Here is a 20,844-nt window from a genome sequence, read left to right on the forward strand (position 1 = left end):
TACGTGTTACTCACCCGTCCGCCGCTAAGTTAATCTGAAGCAAGCTCCCTCATAACTCCGCTCGACTTGCATGTATTAGGCACGCCGCCAGCGTTCGTCCTGAGCCAGGATCAAACTCTCCAAAAAGGTAGAGCCGATAGCTCATATCAAACAAACTGACGAGAATTTCTTCTCAATTAATACTCACTCGTTGTTCAGTTTTCAAAGATCAAACTTCTTTGCCGCCGCTCAACTTCTCGTCAGCAGCAACTTTTATAATATATCATATCCAACCGTTTAATGCAAGCTCTTTTTTTTTAATTCTTTTTTTGAAGCAGAGCCCGTATTTCTTGGCCGGAATTAGAATATACCATGATTGATTTCTTTATGCAACCCTTTTTTTAAAAATAAATTCAAAACCAATATCTTCCCTACGTGATGATCTCCTTAATATACAGGTTGCGCGAATGCGCCAGATTAATAATTCGGCCTTCCACGCTTACTAAAGGACGTGTAGGGTTGCTGCGATCCGAGAAGATGATCTCCCCCTGCCGGCCGTCGATAAGGCGTATCTTGGTTCCGTTATGAAGTTCTGTCGTCTTATAAACAAAGGTTTGTACAATTGTGGGGTCCAGTTTGCCAAAGCCCTCTTTCTGGATTTCTTCCAAAACGAGATAAGGCGATTGTGCCTTCTTGTATACCCGCTCGAGTGTCATAGCATGAAAAATATCAGCCACGGCGACAATTTTCGCGTAGATATGAATCTGGCTGCCTTGAAGCCGAAGCGGATAACCCGATCCGTCAATTTTTTCATGATGCTGCAAAGCTGTAAGCCGGACACCTTCGTTGATAGCTGTTACATTTCGCAAAATTTGATATCCATACGTCGTATGCCTGCGCACTTCATTTCTCTCGGTAAGCGTAAGCGGTTCGGGCTTCTGAAGAATGAAAGAATCAATTTTGGCATTTCCTATATCATGCAGCAGGCCGGCGAAGGCCACCTGAAGCCACTCCTTTTGGGGGTATCCGCACCATTGGGCAATTTTATAGGAGGTTAGCGCGGAGAGCACGGCGTTATGATAAATATAGTCCTGATCATTTAGCGTCCGCGGCGTAAAGTTCAGAACATGGTAGTCCTTGATATGGGTGATCAGCGATTCCAGGGCGCTGCGGAGATCATAAATAGGCAGAATTGCCGCGCTGGCTGAGCTATAACAGCTTTTGATGAGCGCAAGCATTTTATCGTATTCCTCATGCAGTTGTGAACTGCTGCGGGTCACTGAAGAGACTGAAGAAGCCGTTACCTTCTTGGCATCCCCCTTCAAAGGAGCTGCAGGGGCTTCCGAAGCTATGGCGTCCTCTTCCGAGCCTTGAATATCCACTTGCTGGATAAGAAAAGCCTCCAGTATTTCCATATCGCGCGGCAGCAATACTTTTCCCTTGGTAAACAGAGTCCCTCCCAAAGGCGTAATGATGTCTTTACTTACTTTTGAACCCGGTTTTACTTCCGCCACCGATATGCTCGGCATACGCTCAACCCCTTTATTCTCTCCATGCTGAAAAATAGGTACTATTTTCCTAATTATATTATGAATATAGGGAAGCGACTAGTATGAAAGTTTTAGTTTAGTCATTTTTTTAGGATGCAAAAAAAGAGTACCTGCCAGCACTCGCTGCAGGTACTCTCTTAGCTAATGGATGATGCTATTCCAGAGCCTCTCCGCCATCTTCCGAATCGGAATCGGCAGATTCTGATTCATTGACTTCCGAAGCTTCGGTCAGCTCAGGATTGACGCCTTCCTCCTCATCGGACTGCGCGCCCTCCTCTTCCTCACTCTTATCGGTGCGGCAGACGGTAGACACGGCATCGTCCTCGCGGATGTTGATCAGCTTCACGCCTTGCGCATAACGTCCCATGGTCGAAATGCCATCCATGCTCATGCGGATCAAGGTTCCGCCCGTCGTGATGATCATTAGATCCTCTTCCTGCTTAACGACCTTGAGGCTGACGACAGGGCCGTTCTTTTCCGTAAGGTTGATGGTCTTGATTCCCTTGCCTCCGCGGGTCTGCAGACGGTAATCGCCGGCAGGCGTCCGTTTGCCATAGCCCTTGGTCGTGACAATGAGCACATCCAGGTTCTGATCGATACAATCCATGCCAATGACATGATCCTCTTCATCCAGAGTAATGCCCTTGACGCCAGTCGCACTCCGTCCCATGGAGCGGACATCCTCCTCGGAGAAGGTGATGGACATTCCGTCCGCCGTGCCCAAAATCAGCTTCTGCTTTCCGTCGGTAAGCTTCACATCGATAAGCTCATCCTCTTCCCGCAGATTGATGGCGATAAGCCCGCCTTTACGGATATTGTTGTAATCCTCGAGCGGCGTCTTCTTCACCAGACCTTCGCGGGTGGCAAAGAACAGGTATTGATCGCTTTCGGTTTCCTCGATCTGGATGACCGCGCTGATCTTCTCTCCCTGCTCGATCTGAAGCAGGTTAATAATCGGAGTCCCGCGGGCCGTACGTCCAAGCTCGGGAATTTCGTAGGCCTTGATCCGGTATACCTTCCCTTTATCGGTAAAGAACATCAGATAGTTATGGGAATTGCTGACGAAGAGATGCTCGACAAAGTCCTCATCCTTCGTGTCCATGCCCACAACGCCTCGGCCGCCGCGTTTCTGGCTGCGGTAAGTGGTTACCGGAAGACGCTTGATGTAACCGGTATGGGATACCGTTATGACGACCTCTTCGCGCGGGATCAGATCCTCATCGAGAATGCTTTCTTCTCCGATAGTGATCTCGGTCCGGCGATCATCGGCATACCGGTCACGCAGTTCCTGCAGCTCATTGCTGATAATCTCAAGAACGAGCGCTTCATCGCCTAGAATGGCCTTGTACTCGGCTATCTTCACCAGCAGCTCGTTATATTCGTTCTCGATCTTGTCGCGTTCCAGACCCGTCAGACGCTGCATCCGCATGTCCAGAATCGCCTGTGCCTGCTCGGCACTGAGGCTGAAGGTCTCGATCAGGCCTTCGCGCGCAATATCGACCGTACGCGAAGCGCGGATCAGAGCGATAACCTCATCCAGGTTATCCAGCGCAATGCGCAATCCTTCCAGAATATGCGCCCGGGCTTCGGCCTTCTTCAGTTCAAATTCGGTCCGGCGGCGGATAACCTCGACCTGATGCTGCAAATAGTGGTACAGCACGTCGCGCAGGTTCAGCACCTTCGGCTCTTTGCCGACAATAGCCAGCATATTGATGCCAAAGGTAGACTGCATCGAAGTGTGTTTGTAGAGATTATTGAGTACAACATTCGCGTTGACATCCCGTCTGACTTCAATCACAATGCGCATGCCGTTGCGGTCCGATTCGTCCCGAAGGTCGGTAATGCCTTCAATCCGCTTCTCGCGCACCAGCTCGGCAATTTTCTCCACCAGACGCGCTTTGTTAACCTGATAAGGCAGCTCATTTACAACAATCCGCGCCTTGCCGTTACTCTCCTCTTCGATCAGTGCCTTTGCACGCATCGTGACCGAGCCGCGGCCCGTACGATACGCCTGGCGTATGCCTTCGCGGCCTAAAATATATCCGGCCGTTGGAAAATCCGGGCCTTTGATATATTCCATAAGTTCGATTGGCGTAATTTCGGGGTTGCGGATCATGGCCTGTACGCCATCAATGACCTCGCCCAGATTATGCGGCGGAATGTTGGTAGCCATCCCTACGGCAATACCAGATACCCCGTTAACCAACAGATTGGGAAAACGGGAAGGCAGAACAGCAGGTTCATTCTCCTCGCCATCATAGTTCGGAATAAAATCAACCGTTTCCTTGTTCAAATCGCGCAGCATTTCCATGGCAATCTTGGAAAGTCTGGCTTCCGTATAACGCATTGCCGCAGCCATATCGCCGTCAATCGAGCCGAAATTGCCATGCCCGTCAACCAGCATATAGCGCATGGAGAAATCTTGAGCCATCCGGACCATCGTCTCATATACGGCCGAGTCGCCGTGCGGATGGTACTTGCCGATAACCTCACCGACGATTCTCGCCGATTTCTTGTAAGGCTTATCCGGTGACATTCCAAGCTCCGACATCGCAAACAAAATGCGCCGGTGAACCGGCTTAAGTCCGTCCCGTACGTCCGGCAAAGCCCGGCTCACAATGATGCTCATTGCGTAATCCATAAAGGAATCGCGCATTTCGACACCGATGTCCCGATCCCTGATTTGCGGGTTATTTTGTTCAGCCATGAGTTGCTGGACCTCCTTCAGTTAAAAAACCGCTACCCTTTATTATATTCCTTTCACAAAAACAGCACAATTAAACGTACTAGCTGATAGCTGTTATATCAATATTTTTCTGCCCGGTTCCCGGGTATTAGCCCTGTCCGCATAGACTCACGGCTCATAGACTGTATGGAACAGACCGTGCCTAAACGCTCTATAGCACGGGCATAAAGATATCATCCCATATCCTTAGATTATACCATTGTTTAGAACACTTGTCCTTATATTTCAGCCGTGTAAAGGGAGGAGTAACATGAGAATTCAGCGGGTTTCCAGCAAATGGGCCAAGACCGAAGTCATCCTGCAGAACCGCTCCTTGGCGCCTTATATTCCCGATACCCGTAAATATGATTATTCGGTGCTTAATGAGATGCTCGTCCTGTATGAAACCGTCTATATCAAGCCGGACCGCGGAACCTACGGATGCGGGGTCATGCGAGCGGAGCGGCGGAATCTGATCCTGACACCAAGCGGCGCGGAAAATCCGGAAGCACACGAAGAGGAAAACGCCGAGCCAAGTATAATGTATATCCTCCGTTACGGTACCAAAGCGCATGCCTTTCAATCGATGGAAGAGCTGCATCAGGCCATCACTGGACGAATAAAGAAGCGTCCCTATTTGATTCAACAAGGAATCAACCTTCTGCGTTATAAGAATCTGTCATTCGATTTGCGTGTGCTTGTCCAAAAAAACCCGGAGGGCCGATGGGAAACAACGGGACTTTTGGGCAGAGTGGCGGCGCCGCAAAAAATTGTGACCAACTATCATAACGGCGGAAGCCTCCTGCCCGTTGAGGAGCTGCTTGCCGAGCATATGATCACGGCTGATCGCTCGTCTATGATACATCGACTGAAACATCTTGGCGTGCGCATCGGGCGCCAACTGGTGAAGGCTTTCCCGGATATGAAGGAAATCGGTCTGGATGTCGCCATGGATGATCATCATGATTTATGGATTCTTGAGGTCAATACACTGCCTTCCCTTGTAGCGTTTAAGCTGTTTGACGACAAATCCATTTACCGTAAAATCAGCCGGTATGCCGCCTCCTACGGACGTGCGGGTTTTGGCAGCTCGAGCTTATCCTCGCGCCGCAAGACCCATACACGCGGCCGTTAGCCCCCTGCTCCTTCTTCCTCCTTGACGTAAAAACAGCCCCCGGACCGCCTTGCTTGGCGGCAGCCGGAGGCTGCTGAAGATGGATACTGCGGTTCTGTGCTCCCGCAACACCCCTTTACCGTATGAATCGAACTCATCAGGCTGACCTGCAGCCGAATTAAATGTCCAGATTCTTGACCGTATTGGCATGCTCCTGGATAAAATCGCGCCGTGGCTCCACATTATCGCCCATCAACGTATCGAAAATGCTGTCCGCCAGAATGGCGTCTTCGATCGTTACCTGCAGCATACTGCGGCTTTCGGGATCCATTGTCGTTTCCCAGAGCTGCGTGGCATTCATCTCTCCGAGGCCTTTATAGCGCTGAACATTATATTTGGCGTTCTCTCCGAAGGTGGCGATAATCTCGTCGCGCTCCTTCTCCGAGCCGGCGTAGCGCACCACCTTGTTGCGTTCCACTTTGAACAGCGGCGGCTGGGCGATGTAGATAAAGCCCGCGTCAACGATTTTGCGCATATACCGGTAAAAGAAGGTCAGCAGCAGCGTGCGGATATGGGCGCCGTCGACATCCGCATCCGTCATGATGACAACCTTGTGATAACGCGCCTTCGACAGGTCGAAGTCATCGCCGATTCCCGTTCCAAGAGCGGTAATAATCGCGCGGATTTCGGCGTTGGACAAGATGCGGTCCAGCCGGGCCTTCTCCACGTTCAGAATTTTACCGCGCAGCGGTAAAATTGCCTGAAAATGCCGGTCACGCCCCTGCTTAGCCGATCCCCCGGCAGAGTCGCCTTCGACGATGAACAGCTCGCTGATGGAAGCATCCTTGGACGAGCAGTCCGCCAGCTTGCCCGGCAGCGCGCTGACTTCAAGCGCGCTCTTGCGCCGCGTAAGCTCGCGGGCTTTGCGCGCCGCTTCACGCGCCCGGGAAGCCTGCAGCGATTTCTCCAGGATGCGCCGGGAAATGGCCGGATTCTCCTCGAGGAATTCCTGCAGCTTCTCGGCAAACAGCGATTCCACAATCCCGCGAGCCTCACTGTTGCCAAGCTTTGTCTTCGTCTGGCCCTCGAACTGCGGCTCGGGGATCTTCACGGAAATGATAGCCGTTAGTCCTTCACGAACATCGTCCCCGGTCAGGTTGGAGCTGTTATCCTTGATGATGCCGCTTTTGCGCGCATAATCGTTGATAATGCGCGTCAAGGCGCTCTTGAATCCGGATTCATGCGTCCCGCCCTCATGGGTGTGGATGTTATTGGCGAAAGAGTAAATATTTTCGGTGTACGAATCGTTGTATTGAAGCGCCACTTCGACCTGGATCATATCGCGGGAACCGCCAACATAGATCGGTTCCTCATGCAGCACCTCTTTTTTCTCATTGAGGAACTTCACGTATTCGATAATACCGCCGTCATATTTGAACGTGTTCACCGCACCGGTCCGCTCATCCGTGAGAGAGATTTCAATTCCCTTATTCAAGAATGCCAGCTCGCGAATCCGGGTAAGGAGCGTATTATATTCATACACGGTCGTTTCGGTAAAAATCTCCGGGTCCGGGTGGAAGGTCGTCTTGGTCCCCGTCTCTTCGGTATCGCCAATCATCCGGATGTCGTACTGAGGGGCCCCCCGGCGATATTCCTGCTGGTACACATGTCCCTCCCGCTTAACTGTGACAACCACTTTTTCCGAGAGGGCATTCACTACCGAAATACCCACACCATGCAGGCCGCCCGATACTTTATATCCGCCGCCGCCGAATTTGCCCCCTGCATGCAGGACGGTCATGACGACTTCAAGCGTCGATTTCTTCAGCTTCGTGTTCTCTCCGACAGGAATTCCACGTCCGTTGTCGATTACCGTTATGCTGTTGTCCTCATGCACAATAACTTGGATTTTGTCGCAATAACCGGCCAACGCTTCGTCAATACTGTTATCGACAACTTCCCATACGAGATGGTGCAAGCCCTTTACGCTGGTCGAACCGATGTACATGCCCGGACGCTTGCGGACCGCTTCCAGCCCTTCAAGCACCTGAATCTGGCTCTCATCATATGTCGGTTGATTCATTGACATGCCTTCACCTACTTCTTTCAGATTGTGACCTGGGCCCAGAACGGGCTTTAACCTTCAAGCAGCATTCTGGATCTTTTTTTGAGTGTGGAAGAAGAAATGGGGGAATAATACACGATATTCTGCGTAACGACTATTGATTTGGCTTCTTCTTCACCGATGCGCTCCAATTTCTTGTCATTCAAGGCCGCAGCAACGAACTGTTTGGACAATTTGGAGGATTTCTCGATCGAAATATCGAATATGGCAATCAGCTCCGAAGACCGGATAATCTTTTCCCCGCCCAAATGAATATACATGGTCTTCCTCCCGTTTAAGACTCTATGATTCCGTTATGGACGCGATACTGGATTGCGCCTTTTAATTTATCGGCATTCAGGCTTTCGATTCCGGTAGCCGTTATGAAGGTCTGCACTTTGCTCTGAAACGTTTCAATTAGCTGCGTTTGACGGTACGGATCAAGCTCGGACAGAACATCGTCAAGCAGCAGGACGGGATATTCCCCGATTTCCTCATGGATTAGTTCAATTTCGGCGAGCTTGAGCGAAAGAGCGGTTGTGCGCTGCTGCCCCTGGGAACCATAGACCGAAGCTTCTCTGCCGTTGATAAAAAAGGACAGATCGTCCCGATGGGGACCTGTCAGCGTCATGCCTCGCCGAATTTCCTGTTCACGTGTTTGTGATAACTTTAACATAAATTTGTCTAATAAGACAGCTTCATCTTCCTCATCACGCTCTCCGAAAGAAGGGACATAGGACAGTTTCAGCTCTTCGCCGCCGTTGGTAATCCCTTTGTGAATCTCTTCGGCCCACCCTTGCAGCTTCTTTATGAATTGTTTCCTTTTTTTGACGATTTTAACACCATGCTCCGCAAGCTGGGCGTCCCATATTTCCAGCATATCCCCGCCAGCCCCGTTTTTGGCCCACAGCTGCTTGAGCAGATTGCCTCTTTGGAGGAGCACCTTCTGATACTGCTGCAGATGGAACAGATAGCTTGGCTGAACCTGGCCGATTTCCATATCCAAAAAACGGCGCCGGACGCCAGGCGTCCCCTTGACGATCTCCAGATCCTCGGGCGCAAACATGACGACATTCAGCGAACCGACAAATTCACTCAGGCGCCGCTGCTCCAGACCGTTAATCTTGGCTTTCTTCCCCTGCGGGGACAGCGTGAGCTCAAGCTTTAAGTTCCCGTATTTGCGCCGAATCTCCGCCTCGATATAAGCCGCGCCGTCCGGAGCGTCGAAAGAGATCAGCTCGCGGTCCTTTGAGGTCCGGTGGCTCCTCGTCATCGCCAGGCAGTAAAGGGCCTCGACGAGATTCGTCTTGCCCTGGGCATTTTGCCCAAGGATCAGATTCACATCTCCGAGGCCTTCAAGCAGCAGCGATCCGTAGTTCCGGTAATGCCGCAGGGTGATACTGTTTACAAACACGAAAGCGTTCCTCCCAAGCAGGAAACGGCAGCACAATTCCCATGGATGAAAAAGCGCCCGCTTCTCGATCGAAATACAAGCCATTAACCGCTATGCTCTTATTCCAGCTTATATTTCAAGCTAGCTCCTGACAATGGAGCTTTGATTTACAAGTGAAAAATGCTTACTCTTCTCCGCCGGCTACCTCAAACAGTCCTTCGTCCTTCACTTCGACTTTGTCGCCCGGATACAGCTTTCTTCCCCGGCGATCCTCTTTTTCCCCGTTCACGAGCACATTCCCCTCCTGAAGCAGAGCCTTCGCCATCCCGCCTGTGGATACACAGTCCGACAGCTTTAAAAATTGATCCAGCTTGATATATCCACTGTGGATAACTATTTTCTTCATGATTTATTTCCTCTCCGCCACTTATCCACAAAAGGGGAATCCGGCGTTAGTTGGTTGTACGATAAGGCAAAATAACGTACAGCGCCTTGCTTTCATCCAGCGGCTTTAAAATTATCGGGCTCATCATCCCGGTAAAAGCGATTGTCAGCTGTTCGCTGTCGACTATTTTCAGTACATCCAGCATATATTTGGAGTTAAACGATATTTTCAACGGTTCGCCTTTAAAATCAAGGACGTCAAGCTCTTCCCGCACTTTCCCAAGCTCCGATGAACTCGAGGAGATTTCGATTCCTCCGTTATCAAGCGTCTGCAGGCGGACGATATTCGTCTTCTCTTCGCGGGACAGCAAATAAGCCCGGTCGATCGATTCGCTTAATTTTTTTGTTTCGAGAGTCAGTTCTGTTTTGTAAACATTCGGAATAATTCTAGAAGTATCCGGATAGACGCCGTCAAGAATGCGGGTATAGAAGAGAACCCGGTCCAATTTAAAAAGCACCTGATTATCGGCCACGACGATATCTACGAGCATGTTCTGGTCGGGAATGATTTTGCTCAGCTCATTCAGCGTTTTGCCGGCGATGACAACATTTGCGAAACGGACTTCCTCCGTTCCTTCCAGCCGGGCCGCTCTTGTTGCCAGCCGGTGACGGTCCGTTGCGGTAAATTTGAACTCACCGTCCGACAGATTCCATAGTATACCTGTTAAAATCGGCGTTGTCTCCTGGGTGGAGATGGAAAAAGCCGTTTGCTTGATCATATTTTTCAGCAAATCTCCGGGTATAGAGATCGTTTCATTGCCTTCAATATTCGGCAGGACAGGAAATTCCTCCGGATCAAGGCCCACCATCTGAATTTCCGTCGCTCCGGAAGAAATGTAGGTCTGAAAGCCATCCTTGACCTCCATATGAATTTCCTTAGAAGGCAGCTTCTTGATGATTTCAACGAAAAATTTGGCCGGAAGCACGACGCTTCCCGGCTGCTCCACCTTCACGATCTGCTCGCTGTCATTTTCCGCCGGAATAAACGATTGAATGGAAATATCGGTATCGCTGGCGGTTAGCGTAACGCCCTGGTAACTGACCTCCAGCTTGATGCCGGTGAGAATGGGGATCGTCGTTCGGCTGGATATCGCCTTGGATACATGCTGGATGGAATCGTTGAGTTCATTTTTAAGAATGCTGATTTTCATAATTTCACTCCTAGCTGAATAGTGGGCAGTCTGATAATGAGAGTTTACAGAAGCCTTATACCGGTTCTTCGAAAGACGGCGCAGCCGCTTTGTCTGATGAAGATATATTATAGATTTTAAATAGTATTAGTAGTAGGGGCGCTGGATATGTGGATAAGCGGCCTGGACTGCATAAAATTAAGCCTACGCACATGTGAATAGATTGTGTATAGGCTTGTTTATTCCTTCTTACGAAGGATTTTTTATTTTCTCGGAAATATTGTTTACCACTTTGTACAGCTCCTGATCGACCTTAATCGACTGGCTTATTTTTTCGTGGGCGTGAATAACGGTTGTATGGTCCCTGCCGCCAAAGGCCTCGCCGATCTTGGGAAGCGAATAATCGGTCAGCTCCCGGGAAAGATACATAGCAATCTGTCTTGGAAAAGCGACGGCTTTCGTCCGTTTGCGCGCTTTGAAATCTTCGAGTCGCAAATTGTAATATTCGCCGACCTTTTGCTGGATATCCTGAATGGTGATCATCTTCGGCCGGCTGGACGGGATGATATCCTTCAGCGCTTCGGCTGCCAGATGCGTCGTTACATCCTGGTTGGTCAGCGAAGAGTAGGCCACAACCCGGATGAGAGCGCCTTCCAGCTCACGGATGTTCGTATCGATCTGATTAGCGATATACATCATCGCTTCGTTTGGAATATCAAGGTTCTCGGCTTTGGCCTTTTTGCGCAAAATTGCGATCCGGGTCTCCAGATCCGGCGGCTGAATGTCCGTGATGAGGCCCCACTCGAACCGCGAACGCAGCCGTTCCTCAAGAGTCGGAATTTCCTTTGGTGGCCGGTCGCTTGAGATGATAATCTGCTTGCGTTCCTCATGCAGCGCATTAAATGTATGGAAAAATTCCTCCTGCGTCGATTCTTTGCCGGCAAGGAATTGAATATCGTCGATCAGCAGAATGTCGACATTCCGGTATTTGTTGCGAAAGCTTTCGCCGCGGTTGTCCCGAATAGAGTTGATGAACTCGTTGGTGAATTTCTCGGATGAAATATAAATCACCTTGTTGCTCGGATTATGTTCCAGAATATAATGGCCGATTGCATGCATCAGATGCGTTTTGCCGAGTCCCACACCGCCGTACAAGAACAAGGGATTATAGGCTTTGGCCGGCGCTTCGGCGACGGCCAGCGAGGCCGCATGGGCAAACCGGTTGCCCGAGCCGATGACAAATGTATCGAACGTATACTTGGGATTCAGCATATGCGTTTGGGCTTCTTCACGGGAAACAGCGGGAGGCCCGGGAGAAATCTGAACGACAGGCTCCGCAGGCTTGTTCTCTTCTATAACAAACTTGACGTCGACCTGTTGTCCCGTCACTTCGAAAACCGTAGCTCCGACCAGCTTCGTATACCTGCTTTCAAGCCACTCCACGGCGAAAGTTGTCGGCGCCGAAATGACGAGCGACTGGGGGCTGAACGAGAGCGCTTTGGTTGCTTTAAACCAGGTATCATAGCTTGGCTTGCTTAGTTTGGTCTGAATAATTGATAAAATCTGCTGCCATAGTTCGGAAGTATGGCTTTCCACACACTGTCACTCCTTTAAATCTTCCAAATGTGGCTAGAGCCATGAAGTGGAAATGTCGAAGAAAATAAGGTGATGGGGAATATTATCCCCAATAAGCAGGAAGAGAAGACAAAAAAAGATGGATAAACTTGAATTGTTCACAACTTTATCCACAACTTGTTGATAATATGGAGGACATTCAAATCTATTCACAATCAAAAGTAATACCATCATAGCAAAACTCCCCTTGATTTTCAATGAACCCGAGGATTTTATCCACAAATTCAACCACTTGTGTATAATTGATAGCCACAATACTACATATTGTTGATAATTTGTTTACCGTTCGACATTTTCCGGCACTTGTTTATTTTTTTATACACAGATTGTCCATTAAGCGAAGAATTTACCGCCGGTCTTTGAGCACAGGTGGATAACTTTGAAGGGCTGTGGATTATTTAATCGGGCAAACAAGCTGTGGATAAATCGACATTCAGAGAGGGAGAGCAAGGGAGCGGGATTGCAGTTGACTTTTAAGGGCGCTTTATGTTTTAATATATAAAGGTGTTTTCTGCGAGGAAATTTCTCAGATAGATGAAAATGATGATCTTGTGGATACTGTCCCAGCAAGAACGGCCAAGCCGTTTTTTGACAGTCATTTAAGTTCCTGCAAGGGAGGTGCAATACATGAAACCGACGTTCAAACCGAATGTAAGCAAGCGCAAGAAGGTGCACGGGTTTCGCGCAAGAATGAGCACGAAAAACGGCCGTAAAGTGCTGGCTGCTCGCCGCCTGAAAGGCAGAAAAGTTCTGAGTGCGTAAGTCAGGCCAATAAGACCACTGCGGTGGTCTTTTTTTTCAAATAAGCCTCTTTTCGCTCTTCCATGATCTTATATTTCGACGAGAAACGGATGCCCTCCCGCAATATTTGACGGCGCAGCCGTTTCTTCTTGTATATCGGAAGGAATAAGCACCGCTTATTTCCTGGTCTTTAGTCACGAGAAACGGGTAACGTCCTTTTTTTGAGGATGGATTAGCCGTTTCTTCTTGCATAATAAGGGGATGACCGTATTTTGGGGAGAGACGGCGGCCCGCCTGCTGGTCCGCTCGTTTAGTGAGTTCCTCCGGTGACTATAATAATAAGAAGAAAAATTTCGAAGATCCTGATTTTGGACTTTGAGCAAGGAGATTTTTCGTGCATAAAAGCTTGCGTTTACGAAACCGCGCCGACTTCAGCCGCGTATACAGGCATGGGAAGTCGTTTGCGAACCATCAGTTTGTGGTGTATTGGTTCAATAGAAAGCAGGTTGAGCGGTTCCGGGCCGGCGTATCGGTCAGCAAAAAAATCGGAAACGCCGTCGTCCGCAACCGGATGAGAAGACTTGTGAAGGAGATTGTGCGGCATCATGAGGCCGAGATCGCCGGCGGATTGGACATGGTGTTCATCGTCCGAAAAGGGGCGCTCGACATGAGCTATGCGGAGCTTGAAAAAAGCGTGCTTCATGTGCTGCGAAAAGCCAAGCTGCTCAAGGCTTCGCGCAAATAGACGGACGGCCCTGGGCTTGTTTATTTGTCTTCATAAATATGGTATGATTTACGGTGCAATGGAATGTTTAAGAGAGGGGTTATGAAGTGTCTCTATTGAAGACTAGACGAGGAAAATGGTTTCTCCTCATCGCTGGATTAGTTTTAATGATGGCTGTTTTGTCGGGGTGCGGTCAATCAGCCACGGTAACGCATACAATTGAGGATTTAGAGCAAGGGAACTTTTGGGAAAGAAATGTTGTTCGTTACTTTGCTGAGGCCCTGGAATTGTTTGCAAGATGGTTTCATGGGGAATACGCGCTTGCCGTCCTTGTAATGGTGATTGTTGTCCGTACGCTTATTCTCCCGCTGACAATGAAGCAGGTGAAGAGCTCCAAGGCTATGCAGGCTATTCAGCCCGAGCTTCAGAAAATCCAGAAAAAATATAAGGACGATCCCCAAAAAGTTCAGCAGGAAACGATGCGGCTGTTCCAGGAGAACAAAGTCAATCCAATGGCCGGCTGCTTACCGCTGATTGTGCAAATGCCGATCTTTATCGCTCTTTACAACTCGATTTATTACAATCCCCATCTGCGGGAGCATTCATTCCTTTGGCTGGAGCTCGGAAAGCCCGACCATTTGTTCATCCTGCCGGCGCTCGCCGCGATTACGACATACCTGCAAACGAAAATGATGTCGTCGATGAATCCGATGCAGCAGCAGGGCCCGATGCAGTTCATGCTGATGGTTTATCCGGTTTTGATCTTTATTATGTCTTACAACTTCCCGTCCGCACTACCGCTGTACTGGGTATTCAGCAACCTGTATACGATCGGTCAGAATTATTTCTTGTACCGGGGAAAGGGTACTCCTCCCCAAGCGGCGGTCGCCGGCGCCGATTCCGGCAATAGCGGTAAGGCATCGAAGTTGAAGGAGGCCAAAAAATCCAAATGAACAAAGTCGTCGCGACAGGGAAAACCATTGAAGAAGCTGTGAAGCGCGGACTTGCCCAGCTGGCAGCCGAAAAGGACAAGGTCACGGTAACCGTGCTTGAGCAGCCATCAAAAGGATTCCTGGGGCTTATCGGTGTGAAGGATGCGAAGGTGGAGCTCACCTTGCTGACTGATCCTGCACCGGTGCCAGCGGCGAGTGCTCCGTCACTGCCTCAGCAGATTGAACTAGCGACGAGACAAGAGGCGACCGGGGGCGCGCCCCGCCAGGATTCCGGAGATCCAATTAAGGAAGCTTATCAAGAGGCCATTCGTTTTATTGTGGATGTGGCCGCGAGCATGGGACTCCATGTGGAAGTGGAAGTCGTTCAAGGCAAGGATGCCGCTACGCTGCAAATCTCCGGTCCGGATCTGGGACTGCTGATCGGCAGAAGAGGACAAACTCTCGATGCTTTGCAATATTTGGCCAATATCGTTGCCAACCGCTATTCCGACAGCTTTATCCGTCTCGTGCTGGATGCGGAGAATTTCCGTGAACGGCGCAAGAAGACGCTGGAGGATTTAGCGGATCGGCTGGCGGGCCGAGTCGTTCGTACCCGCAAGGAAGTCGTGCTGGAGCCTATGTCTCCGCAGGAACGGAAGATCATCCATTCGCGGCTTCAGGATCATCGTCAGGTGAACACCTACAGCAAGGGCGAAGAGCCGAACCGCCGTGTCGTTATTACATTGAAGCAGTGAAATATAGCCGCAATGACTCCTTGACCACAGTAAGGGGTCATTGTTTTTTTAACTTGTCTATGCCGGTTATTACATCATTTGAAAGGTGAAGGTAAGCATGATCAGCGATACCATTGCTGCCGTTTCGACGGCGGTAGGCGAGGGAGGAATCGCCATTATCCGGGTAAGCGGGCCGGAAAGCATTTCACAGGTGGCGGCTTTGTTCCGCAGCCGGATTCCGCTGACGGAAGCGGAGAGTCACACCGTTCATTACGGCCATATCGTACATCCCGGAAACGGCGAAATCATGGAAGAGGTGCTCGTTACGGTCATGAGGGCTCCGCGTTCCTTTACCACCGAGGATGTGGTTGAGATCAGTACGCACGGCGGTGTCATCTCTGTGCGAAGAGTAATGGACATTCTGCTTCAGCAGCAGATCCGGCTTGCGGAACCGGGGGAGTTCACCAAGCGCGCTTTTCTGGGCGGGCGAATCGATTTATCTCAGGCGGAGGCAGTAATCGACCTTATCCGATCGAAGTCCGACCGTGCTTTTTCCGTTGCGCTGAAGCAGGTTAACGGGTCCTTGTCCCAGCGGATCGGGCAGCTTCGCCAAAGCTTGCTGGAGACGCTCGCGCATATTGAGGTCAATATCGACTATCCGGAGCATGATGTGGAGCTGCTGACGGCTGAATATATTAAAGACAAGAGCCGTGATGTGATGGAAGGAATCGAGCGGCTGCTGAAGACGGCGACCCAGGGAAAGATTCTGCGGGAAGGGATTACCACCGCCATCATCGGCCGTCCAAATGTGGGGAAATCGTCTTTGCTTAACGCGCTCGCTCGGGAGAACAAGGCGATTGTAACCGATATTCCGGGTACGACCCGTGACGTGATTGAAGAATTCGTTACGATTAACAATATACCGCTTAAACTGCTGGATACGGCCGGTATCCGTGAAACGATGGATGTGGTCGAGAAAATTGGGGTGGAACGTTCCAAAGCCGCCGTCAATGAGGCTGACCTCATTCTGTTTGTACTGAACAATAGTGAACCTCTGCATGAGGATGAATTAACTTTAATGGAACAAATCCACGGTAGACAAGTTTTATGTATCATGAATAAAATGGACTTACCGCCGAAATTGGACAAAGACGTTTTGCTGAAATATTTTGACGAATCCGCTATCGTGCCGATGTCCGTGTTGGAAGAGGAGGGCCTCGACAAGCTGGAGGAAGCCATTTCGGAACTCTTTTTCGGAGGAAAGCTGGAGTCCGGGGATTTGACCTATGTCAGCAACGTTCGCCATATCGCCCTGCTAAAAAAAGCGCACAAGTCGCTTCAGGATGCCTATGAAGCTGCGGAGCAGCTGATACCGATCGATATGATTCAGATCGACGTTCGGCTTGCCTGGGAGCAGCTGGGCGAAATTGTCGGGGATACGGCGGCCGATTCGCTGCTTGACCAAATCTTCTCGCAATTCTGTTTAGGAAAATAAGATTGGCGGCCATAGAGCGCCGTTTTCATATAAAAGGAGGAAATGTAATGAGTTATGAAGGAGGAAGCTATGACGTGATCGTCATCGGCGCGGGTCATGCCGGCAGTGAAGCCGCCCTCGCCGCGGCCCGAATGGGCTGCAGCACCTTGATGGTGACGATCAATCTGGATATGATCGCTTTTATGCCCTGCAACCCGTCGATTGGCGGACCTGCCAAGGGGCATGTCGTTCGTGAAATCGATGCTCTGGGCGGTGAAATGGGTCGGAATATCGACAAGACGTTCATTCAGCTCCGCATGCTGAACACCGGTAAAGGCCCTGCGGTTCACGCCCTGCGCGCCCAAGCCGATAAATTTCTGTACCAGCACACAATGAAAGAAACGATGGAGAAGACGCCGAATCTGACGCTGCGGCAGGGAATGGTTGAGCGGCTCGTCGTTGAGAACGGCGAATGCGCCGGAGTAATCACCAAGACCGGAACAATTTATCGGAGTAAGTCCGTTATTTTGACTACGGGCACTTATCTGCGCGGCAAGGTAATTATGGGGGAGACGACTTACGAAAGCGGGCCGAACAATCAGCAGCCGTCGGTTAAGCTCTCGGAGAACTTGCGTGAGCTTGGCTTTGAATTAGTCCGCTTTAAGACTGGAACCCCGCCGCGTGTGCATAAAGATACGATTGACTTCTCTAAAACCGAAATTCAACCGGGAGACGAGCATCCAAAATTCTTCTCCTATGAAACCAAATCTTCCGATAACGAGCAGCTTCCTTGCTGGCTGACGTATACATCGGAGGAGACCCATTCGATCATTAACAGCAATCTGCATCGGGCGCCGATGTTTACCGGCATTATTGAGGGAACAGGGCCTCGTTATTGCCCGTCCATCGAGGACAAGGTGGTCCGCTTCAGCGACAAGCCGAAGCACCAGATTTTTCTTGAACCGGAAGGAAAAAACACGGCGGAATACTATGTTCAAGGCTTGTCTACGAGCCTGCCTGAAGATGTACAGCTCTCAATTCTGCGCTCCATTCCCGGCCTGGAAAAGGTTGAAATGATGCGCAATGGATATGCTATTGAATATGATGCCATGGTGCCAACCCAATTGTGGCCGAGCCTGGAAACGAAACGTCTGCCCGGTCTGTTTACGGCTGGACAGATCAATGGTACTTCCGGTTATGAGGAAGCGGCAGGACAGGGTATAATGGCTGGTATTAATGCGGCCCGCAAGGTGCAAGGCAAAGATCCGGTCATTCTGGACCGTTCCCAAGGGTATATCGGCGTACTGATTGACGATCTTGTAACCAAAGGAACGAATGAGCCGTACCGACTGCTTACTTCCCGCGCAGAATATCGTCTGCTGCTTCGCCATGACAATGCCGATCTTCGTTTGACACCGGTCGGTTATGACATCGGCTTGATCTCCGAAGAACGGTATGCGGCGTTTGTAGATAAGAAACAGAAGGTCGAGCAGGAAATTCAAAGACTGCAGGACACCAAGGTTAAACCGTCCGAAGTAAATGCTGCCCTGGAGGAAAAAGGGTCGGCGCCAATTGTAGACGGGAGTAACCTGCTGATCCTGATGCGCCGTCCGGAAGTAGACTATACCTTTGTTGAACAAATCTCCCCGCCACAGGATTTGCTTGATGAGGAGATGAAGGAGCAGGTCGAGATTCAGATCAAATATGCGGGTTATATTGAAAAGCAGCTTCAGCATGTGGAGCGTCTGCAAAAGATGGAGCAAAAGAAGCTTCCGGACGATATCGATTACAGCGATATTCATGGATTGGCCATCGAAGCCCGGCAGAAGCTGGCGAAGATCCGTCCGATTTCTATTGGCCAGGCATCTCGGATTTCCGGCGTGACCCCGGCCGATATCTCCATCCTGCTGGTGCATTTGGAGCATTATAACCGGGTAACCGCGGCGAAAGGATAAGTATCAATGGACCCGATTCAAGAACAATTTGTCCGGCGGCTGGAAGAGCGGGGGATTGTGCTTTCTCAGCAGTTGGACCAGTTCGAAAGCTATTACCGGGAGCTTGTCAGCTGGAATGAAAAAATGAACCTTACCGGTATTACCGAGCGTGAGCAGGTATATACGAAGCATTTTTATGATTCCCTGTCTCTTGCTTTTTTTGTGGATATGCAGGCTGTTGAGCGGATGGCGGATATTGGATCCGGTGCCGGATTTCCGGGCATTCCGCTTAAAATTGCCTTTCCTCAATTAAAGCTGACGATCGTCGATTCACTGAGCAAACGAATCTCGTTTCTTAAGCATGTCTGCGATGAACTGAAGCTGGAAGGGGTCGAGCTGATTCATGGCCGGGCTGAGGATATTGCTCGTCAGACATCCCACCGGGACAGCTATGATCTGGTGACAGCGCGTGCGGTTGCGAGAATGGCTTTACTCAATGAGTTCTGCCTGCCCTTTGTCCGTAAAGACGGTATTTTTGCCGCAATGAAGGGCAGCGACCCGGCAGAGGAGCTGAGCGAAGCCAAGTTCAGTCTGAAAGAGCTGCGAGGCCAACTTGAAAAAGTAGAGCCATTCAGTTTGCCGATAGAGGATTCGGCGCGGCACATTATTTTCATCCGCAAAACGGGAGCTACTCCGGCTAAGTATCCGCGAAAAGCGGGTATACCTGCCAAAACACCCCTTGTCTGAATGTTTCACGTGAAACATTTGGAAACTACGTTGTCAGCGTTGATCCAAGCCGTCTTCCTATGGGAAGGCGGTTTTTTTCTGGCTCAATAGATTTCAATGTCGGTCTGATAAAATCAGGTCCATTTAAAATTCAACGCTGCGGATTTATGGATGGTCAACTCACTACTGTGCCGACATTGAAACAGCGCCGTTTTGCATATTCTCACGAAGTGTTTTCACCGTAAAAACGGAAAAATAGGTCTATACGAAGAATAGGATTATGGACGGAAAAGTGATAGAATAATATAGTAACATTGCGGTGCCCCAAGCGCCGTATAGGCACGATCAAATGTTTTTTCATTCTTGCAGCATATGACGCAGGACCGACTGGCCTTTTGGGAATCCCGAATAAACGGGACCGGCAAGAGGATCGTTTCGCCGACATAGAGCTGGGCTGTGCCTGTACCGCATACATTAGGAATAGCTTGTACGATTGTTTTTCCGGGAATTGGTCTAGGATCGTACTATAACGAAATTAGGTGGTAATGAACGGAATGAAAGAACAATTCACCAGACTGTTTGGATTTACCGAACGAAGCAGCGGAGAAGAGATTAAACAAATCCCGGTCAAAGATATAATCAGCAGTCCTTATCAGCCGCGAACGATTTTTGATGATGAGAAGATCGATGAGCTATGCCAGACGATTAAGACCCATGGAGTTATTCAACCGATTGTCGTCCGCATGAAGGATTCTCAATATGAGATCATAGCGGGGGAACGTCGCTGGCGGGCGGTTAAGAAATTGGGGATGGAGAGTATTCCGGCAATCATCCGGGATTTCAACAACTCGCAGGCAGCCTCGATTGCACTCATCGAAAATTTACAGCGCGAAGGACTCACTTCCATCGAAGAAGCGATCGCATATCAGAAGCTGATCGATTTGCACCAGTTGACCCAGGAGAGTCTCGCGCAGCGTCTCGGTAAAAGCCAATCCACCATTGCCAACAAAATCCGGCTTCTTCAGCTGCCGGAAGAGGTTAAAGCGGCTTTGATGGAACGAAAAATCACGGAAAGGCATGCGCGATCCCTATTGTCGCTCGATAGCGAAGAAATGCAGCTTAAGGTTCTTGGAGAGATTATTTCCAAGGGATTGAACGTCAAGCAGACCGAAGCGCGCATCGCTTTTTATAAGGAAGCATCCAAGATCAAGAAAGCGAAACGTATTTCTTATACGAAGGATGTACGGTTGGCTCTGAATACGATTCGCCAATCCATAGAAATGGTTACCGGCTCCGGTATGGAAATTAAGACCTCCGAGAATGACCGCGGCGACCATTATGAGATTTTGATTCAAATTCCAAAAAAATAAAGTGTTGCAAAGCTGAAGGCGGCCCTGAGGTGATTGGCCGCCTTTTCTGCGGCTAATCCCGTAAGTTGTCACAAGCATGAGTAGAGCCGCATCAGCTCCTCATCTTAGAACGACTACAAGATTCTTCCCAACTAT

The 20,844-nt window shown here is 49.9% G+C and carries 17 protein-coding genes and 1 rRNA gene; 9 read left to right on the forward strand and 9 right to left on the reverse strand.

Features of this window, described 5'->3' with window-relative positions; translation table 11 throughout:
* From G5B47_RS05850 to gyrA, 3 genes are all read right to left on the reverse strand, one after another.
* Window positions 1-126: ribosomal RNA gene (locus tag G5B47_RS05850) — 16S ribosomal RNA — on the reverse strand; the annotation flags it as partial.
* Window positions 127-410: 284 nt separating this feature from the next.
* Window positions 411-1,508, reverse strand: coding sequence for an HD-GYP domain-containing protein (locus G5B47_RS05855; RefSeq protein ID WP_165095558.1), 1,098 nt, complete (start codon window positions 1,506-1,508; stop codon window positions 411-413).
* Window positions 1,509-1,683: 175 nt separating this feature from the next.
* A complete protein-coding gene (gene gyrA / locus G5B47_RS05860) occupies window positions 1,684-4,236 on the reverse strand; it encodes a DNA gyrase subunit A (protein WP_165095561.1) in 2,553 nt (850 codons plus the stop codon).
* Between the two features lie 289 nt (window positions 4,237-4,525).
* Here gyrA and G5B47_RS05865 point away from each other — a divergent pair, with 289 nt between their 5' ends.
* Window positions 4,526-5,389 carry a YheC/YheD family protein gene (locus G5B47_RS05865; RefSeq protein WP_165095564.1) on the forward strand — a complete coding sequence of 288 codons (864 nt, stop codon included), beginning with the start codon at window positions 4,526-4,528 and terminating at the stop codon, window positions 5,387-5,389.
* Window positions 5,390-5,546: 157 nt separating this feature from the next.
* Here G5B47_RS05865 and gyrB read toward each other — a convergent pair whose 3' ends face one another.
* The 6 genes from gyrB to dnaA all read right to left on the reverse strand — a co-directional run bounded on the left by gyrB (window position 5,547) and on the right by dnaA (window position 12,035).
* The gene (gene gyrB / locus G5B47_RS05870; RefSeq protein ID WP_165095566.1) at window positions 5,547-7,457 is read right to left on the reverse strand and encodes a DNA topoisomerase (ATP-hydrolyzing) subunit B; all 1,911 of its coding nucleotides are present in this window, start codon (window positions 7,455-7,457) and stop codon (window positions 5,547-5,549) included.
* A gap of 47 nt (window positions 7,458-7,504) precedes the next feature.
* On the reverse strand, window positions 7,505-7,753 hold the full coding sequence (gene remB / locus G5B47_RS05875; RefSeq protein ID WP_165095568.1) for an extracellular matrix regulator RemB: 249 nt from the start codon (window positions 7,751-7,753) through the stop codon (window positions 7,505-7,507).
* Window positions 7,754-7,767: 14 nt separating this feature from the next.
* A complete protein-coding gene (recF, locus tag G5B47_RS05880) occupies window positions 7,768-8,886 on the reverse strand; it encodes a DNA replication/repair protein RecF (protein WP_165095571.1) in 1,119 nt (372 codons plus the stop codon).
* Between the two features lie 163 nt (window positions 8,887-9,049).
* On the reverse strand, window positions 9,050-9,271 hold the full coding sequence (gene yaaA, locus G5B47_RS05885) for a S4 domain-containing protein YaaA (protein WP_165095574.1): 222 nt from the start codon (window positions 9,269-9,271) through the stop codon (window positions 9,050-9,052).
* 46 nt (window positions 9,272-9,317) lie between these two features.
* Window positions 9,318-10,460, reverse strand: coding sequence for a DNA polymerase III subunit beta (gene dnaN, locus G5B47_RS05890; RefSeq protein WP_165095576.1), 1,143 nt, complete (start codon window positions 10,458-10,460; stop codon window positions 9,318-9,320).
* 228 nt (window positions 10,461-10,688) lie between these two features.
* Window positions 10,689-12,035 carry a chromosomal replication initiator protein DnaA gene (gene dnaA / locus G5B47_RS05895; protein WP_165095579.1) on the reverse strand — a complete coding sequence of 449 codons (1,347 nt, stop codon included), beginning with the start codon at window positions 12,033-12,035 and terminating at the stop codon, window positions 10,689-10,691.
* A 666-nt stretch (window positions 12,036-12,701) separates the two neighbouring features.
* Here dnaA and rpmH point away from each other — a divergent pair.
* The 8 genes from rpmH (at window position 12,702) to noc (ending at window position 20,709) form a co-directional block, all read left to right on the forward strand.
* A complete protein-coding gene (gene rpmH / locus G5B47_RS05900; RefSeq protein ID WP_165095582.1) occupies window positions 12,702-12,836 on the forward strand; it encodes a 50S ribosomal protein L34 in 135 nt (44 codons plus the stop codon).
* Window positions 12,837-13,209: 373 nt separating this feature from the next.
* Complete coding sequence (gene rnpA, locus G5B47_RS05905) at window positions 13,210-13,560, forward strand: ribonuclease P protein component (protein ID WP_025337167.1); 351 nt, start codon at window positions 13,210-13,212, stop codon at window positions 13,558-13,560.
* A gap of 86 nt (window positions 13,561-13,646) precedes the next feature.
* Entirely contained in the window at window positions 13,647-14,492 is an 846-nt protein-coding gene (locus G5B47_RS05910) for a YidC/Oxa1 family membrane protein insertase (protein WP_165095585.1), read from the forward strand.
* Window positions 14,489-15,226 (forward strand): RNA-binding cell elongation regulator Jag/EloR, encoded by a 738-nt coding sequence (gene jag, locus G5B47_RS05915; protein ID WP_165095588.1) that lies wholly within the window; start codon window positions 14,489-14,491, stop codon window positions 15,224-15,226. The genes G5B47_RS05910 and jag overlap by 4 nt, the downstream gene beginning before the upstream one ends.
* Window positions 15,227-15,323: 97 nt before the next feature.
* Complete coding sequence (gene mnmE / locus G5B47_RS05920; protein ID WP_165095591.1) at window positions 15,324-16,700, forward strand: tRNA uridine-5-carboxymethylaminomethyl(34) synthesis GTPase MnmE; 1,377 nt, start codon at window positions 15,324-15,326, stop codon at window positions 16,698-16,700.
* Between the two features lie 47 nt (window positions 16,701-16,747).
* Window positions 16,748-18,634 (forward strand): tRNA uridine-5-carboxymethylaminomethyl(34) synthesis enzyme MnmG, encoded by a 1,887-nt coding sequence (gene mnmG / locus G5B47_RS05925; protein WP_165095594.1) that lies wholly within the window; start codon window positions 16,748-16,750, stop codon window positions 18,632-18,634.
* 6 nt (window positions 18,635-18,640) lie between these two features.
* Entirely contained in the window at window positions 18,641-19,360 is a 720-nt protein-coding gene (gene rsmG, locus G5B47_RS05930) for a 16S rRNA (guanine(527)-N(7))-methyltransferase RsmG (protein WP_165095597.1), read from the forward strand.
* Between the two features lie 533 nt (window positions 19,361-19,893).
* Window positions 19,894-20,709 carry a nucleoid occlusion protein gene (gene noc / locus G5B47_RS05935; protein WP_165095600.1) on the forward strand — a complete coding sequence of 272 codons (816 nt, stop codon included), beginning with the start codon at window positions 19,894-19,896 and terminating at the stop codon, window positions 20,707-20,709.
* The last annotated feature ends 135 nt before the right edge of the window (window positions 20,710-20,844 follow it).

It is taken from the genome of Paenibacillus apii (genome assembly GCF_011043685.1).
Lineage (GTDB): Bacteria > Bacillota > Bacilli > Paenibacillales > Paenibacillaceae > Paenibacillus_AQ > Paenibacillus_AQ sabinae.

What these genes read in the sequence shown, in the direction of transcription:
- G5B47_RS05855 (WP_165095558.1), bottom strand. Translation starts at nt 1,508, where the DNA reads ATGCCGAGCATATCGGTGGCGGAAGTAAAACCGGGTTCAAAAGTAAGT.
- gyrA (WP_165095561.1), bottom strand. Translation starts at nt 4,236, where the DNA reads ATGGCTGAACAAAATAACCCGCAAATCAGGGATCGGGACATCGGTGTC.
- G5B47_RS05865 (WP_165095564.1), top strand. Translation starts at nt 4,526, where the DNA reads ATGAGAATTCAGCGGGTTTCCAGCAAATGGGCCAAGACCGAAGTCATC.
- gyrB (WP_165095566.1), bottom strand. Translation starts at nt 7,457, where the DNA reads ATGTCAATGAATCAACCGACATATGATGAGAGCCAGATTCAGGTGCTT.
- remB (WP_165095568.1), bottom strand. Translation starts at nt 7,753, where the DNA reads ATGTATATTCATTTGGGCGGGGAAAAGATTATCCGGTCTTCGGAGCTG.
- yaaA (WP_165095574.1), bottom strand. Translation starts at nt 9,271, where the DNA reads ATGAAGAAAATAGTTATCCACAGTGGATATATCAAGCTGGATCAATTT.
- dnaN (WP_165095576.1), bottom strand. Translation starts at nt 10,460, where the DNA reads ATGAAAATCAGCATTCTTAAAAATGAACTCAACGATTCCATCCAGCAT.
- rpmH (WP_165095582.1), top strand. Translation starts at nt 12,702, where the DNA reads ATGAAACCGACGTTCAAACCGAATGTAAGCAAGCGCAAGAAGGTGCAC.
- jag (WP_165095588.1), top strand. Translation starts at nt 14,489, where the DNA reads ATGAACAAAGTCGTCGCGACAGGGAAAACCATTGAAGAAGCTGTGAAG.
- mnmE (WP_165095591.1), top strand. Translation starts at nt 15,324, where the DNA reads ATGATCAGCGATACCATTGCTGCCGTTTCGACGGCGGTAGGCGAGGGA.
- mnmG (WP_165095594.1), top strand. Translation starts at nt 16,748, where the DNA reads ATGAGTTATGAAGGAGGAAGCTATGACGTGATCGTCATCGGCGCGGGT.
- rsmG (WP_165095597.1), top strand. Translation starts at nt 18,641, where the DNA reads ATGGACCCGATTCAAGAACAATTTGTCCGGCGGCTGGAAGAGCGGGGG.
- noc (WP_165095600.1), top strand. Translation starts at nt 19,894, where the DNA reads ATGAAAGAACAATTCACCAGACTGTTTGGATTTACCGAACGAAGCAGC.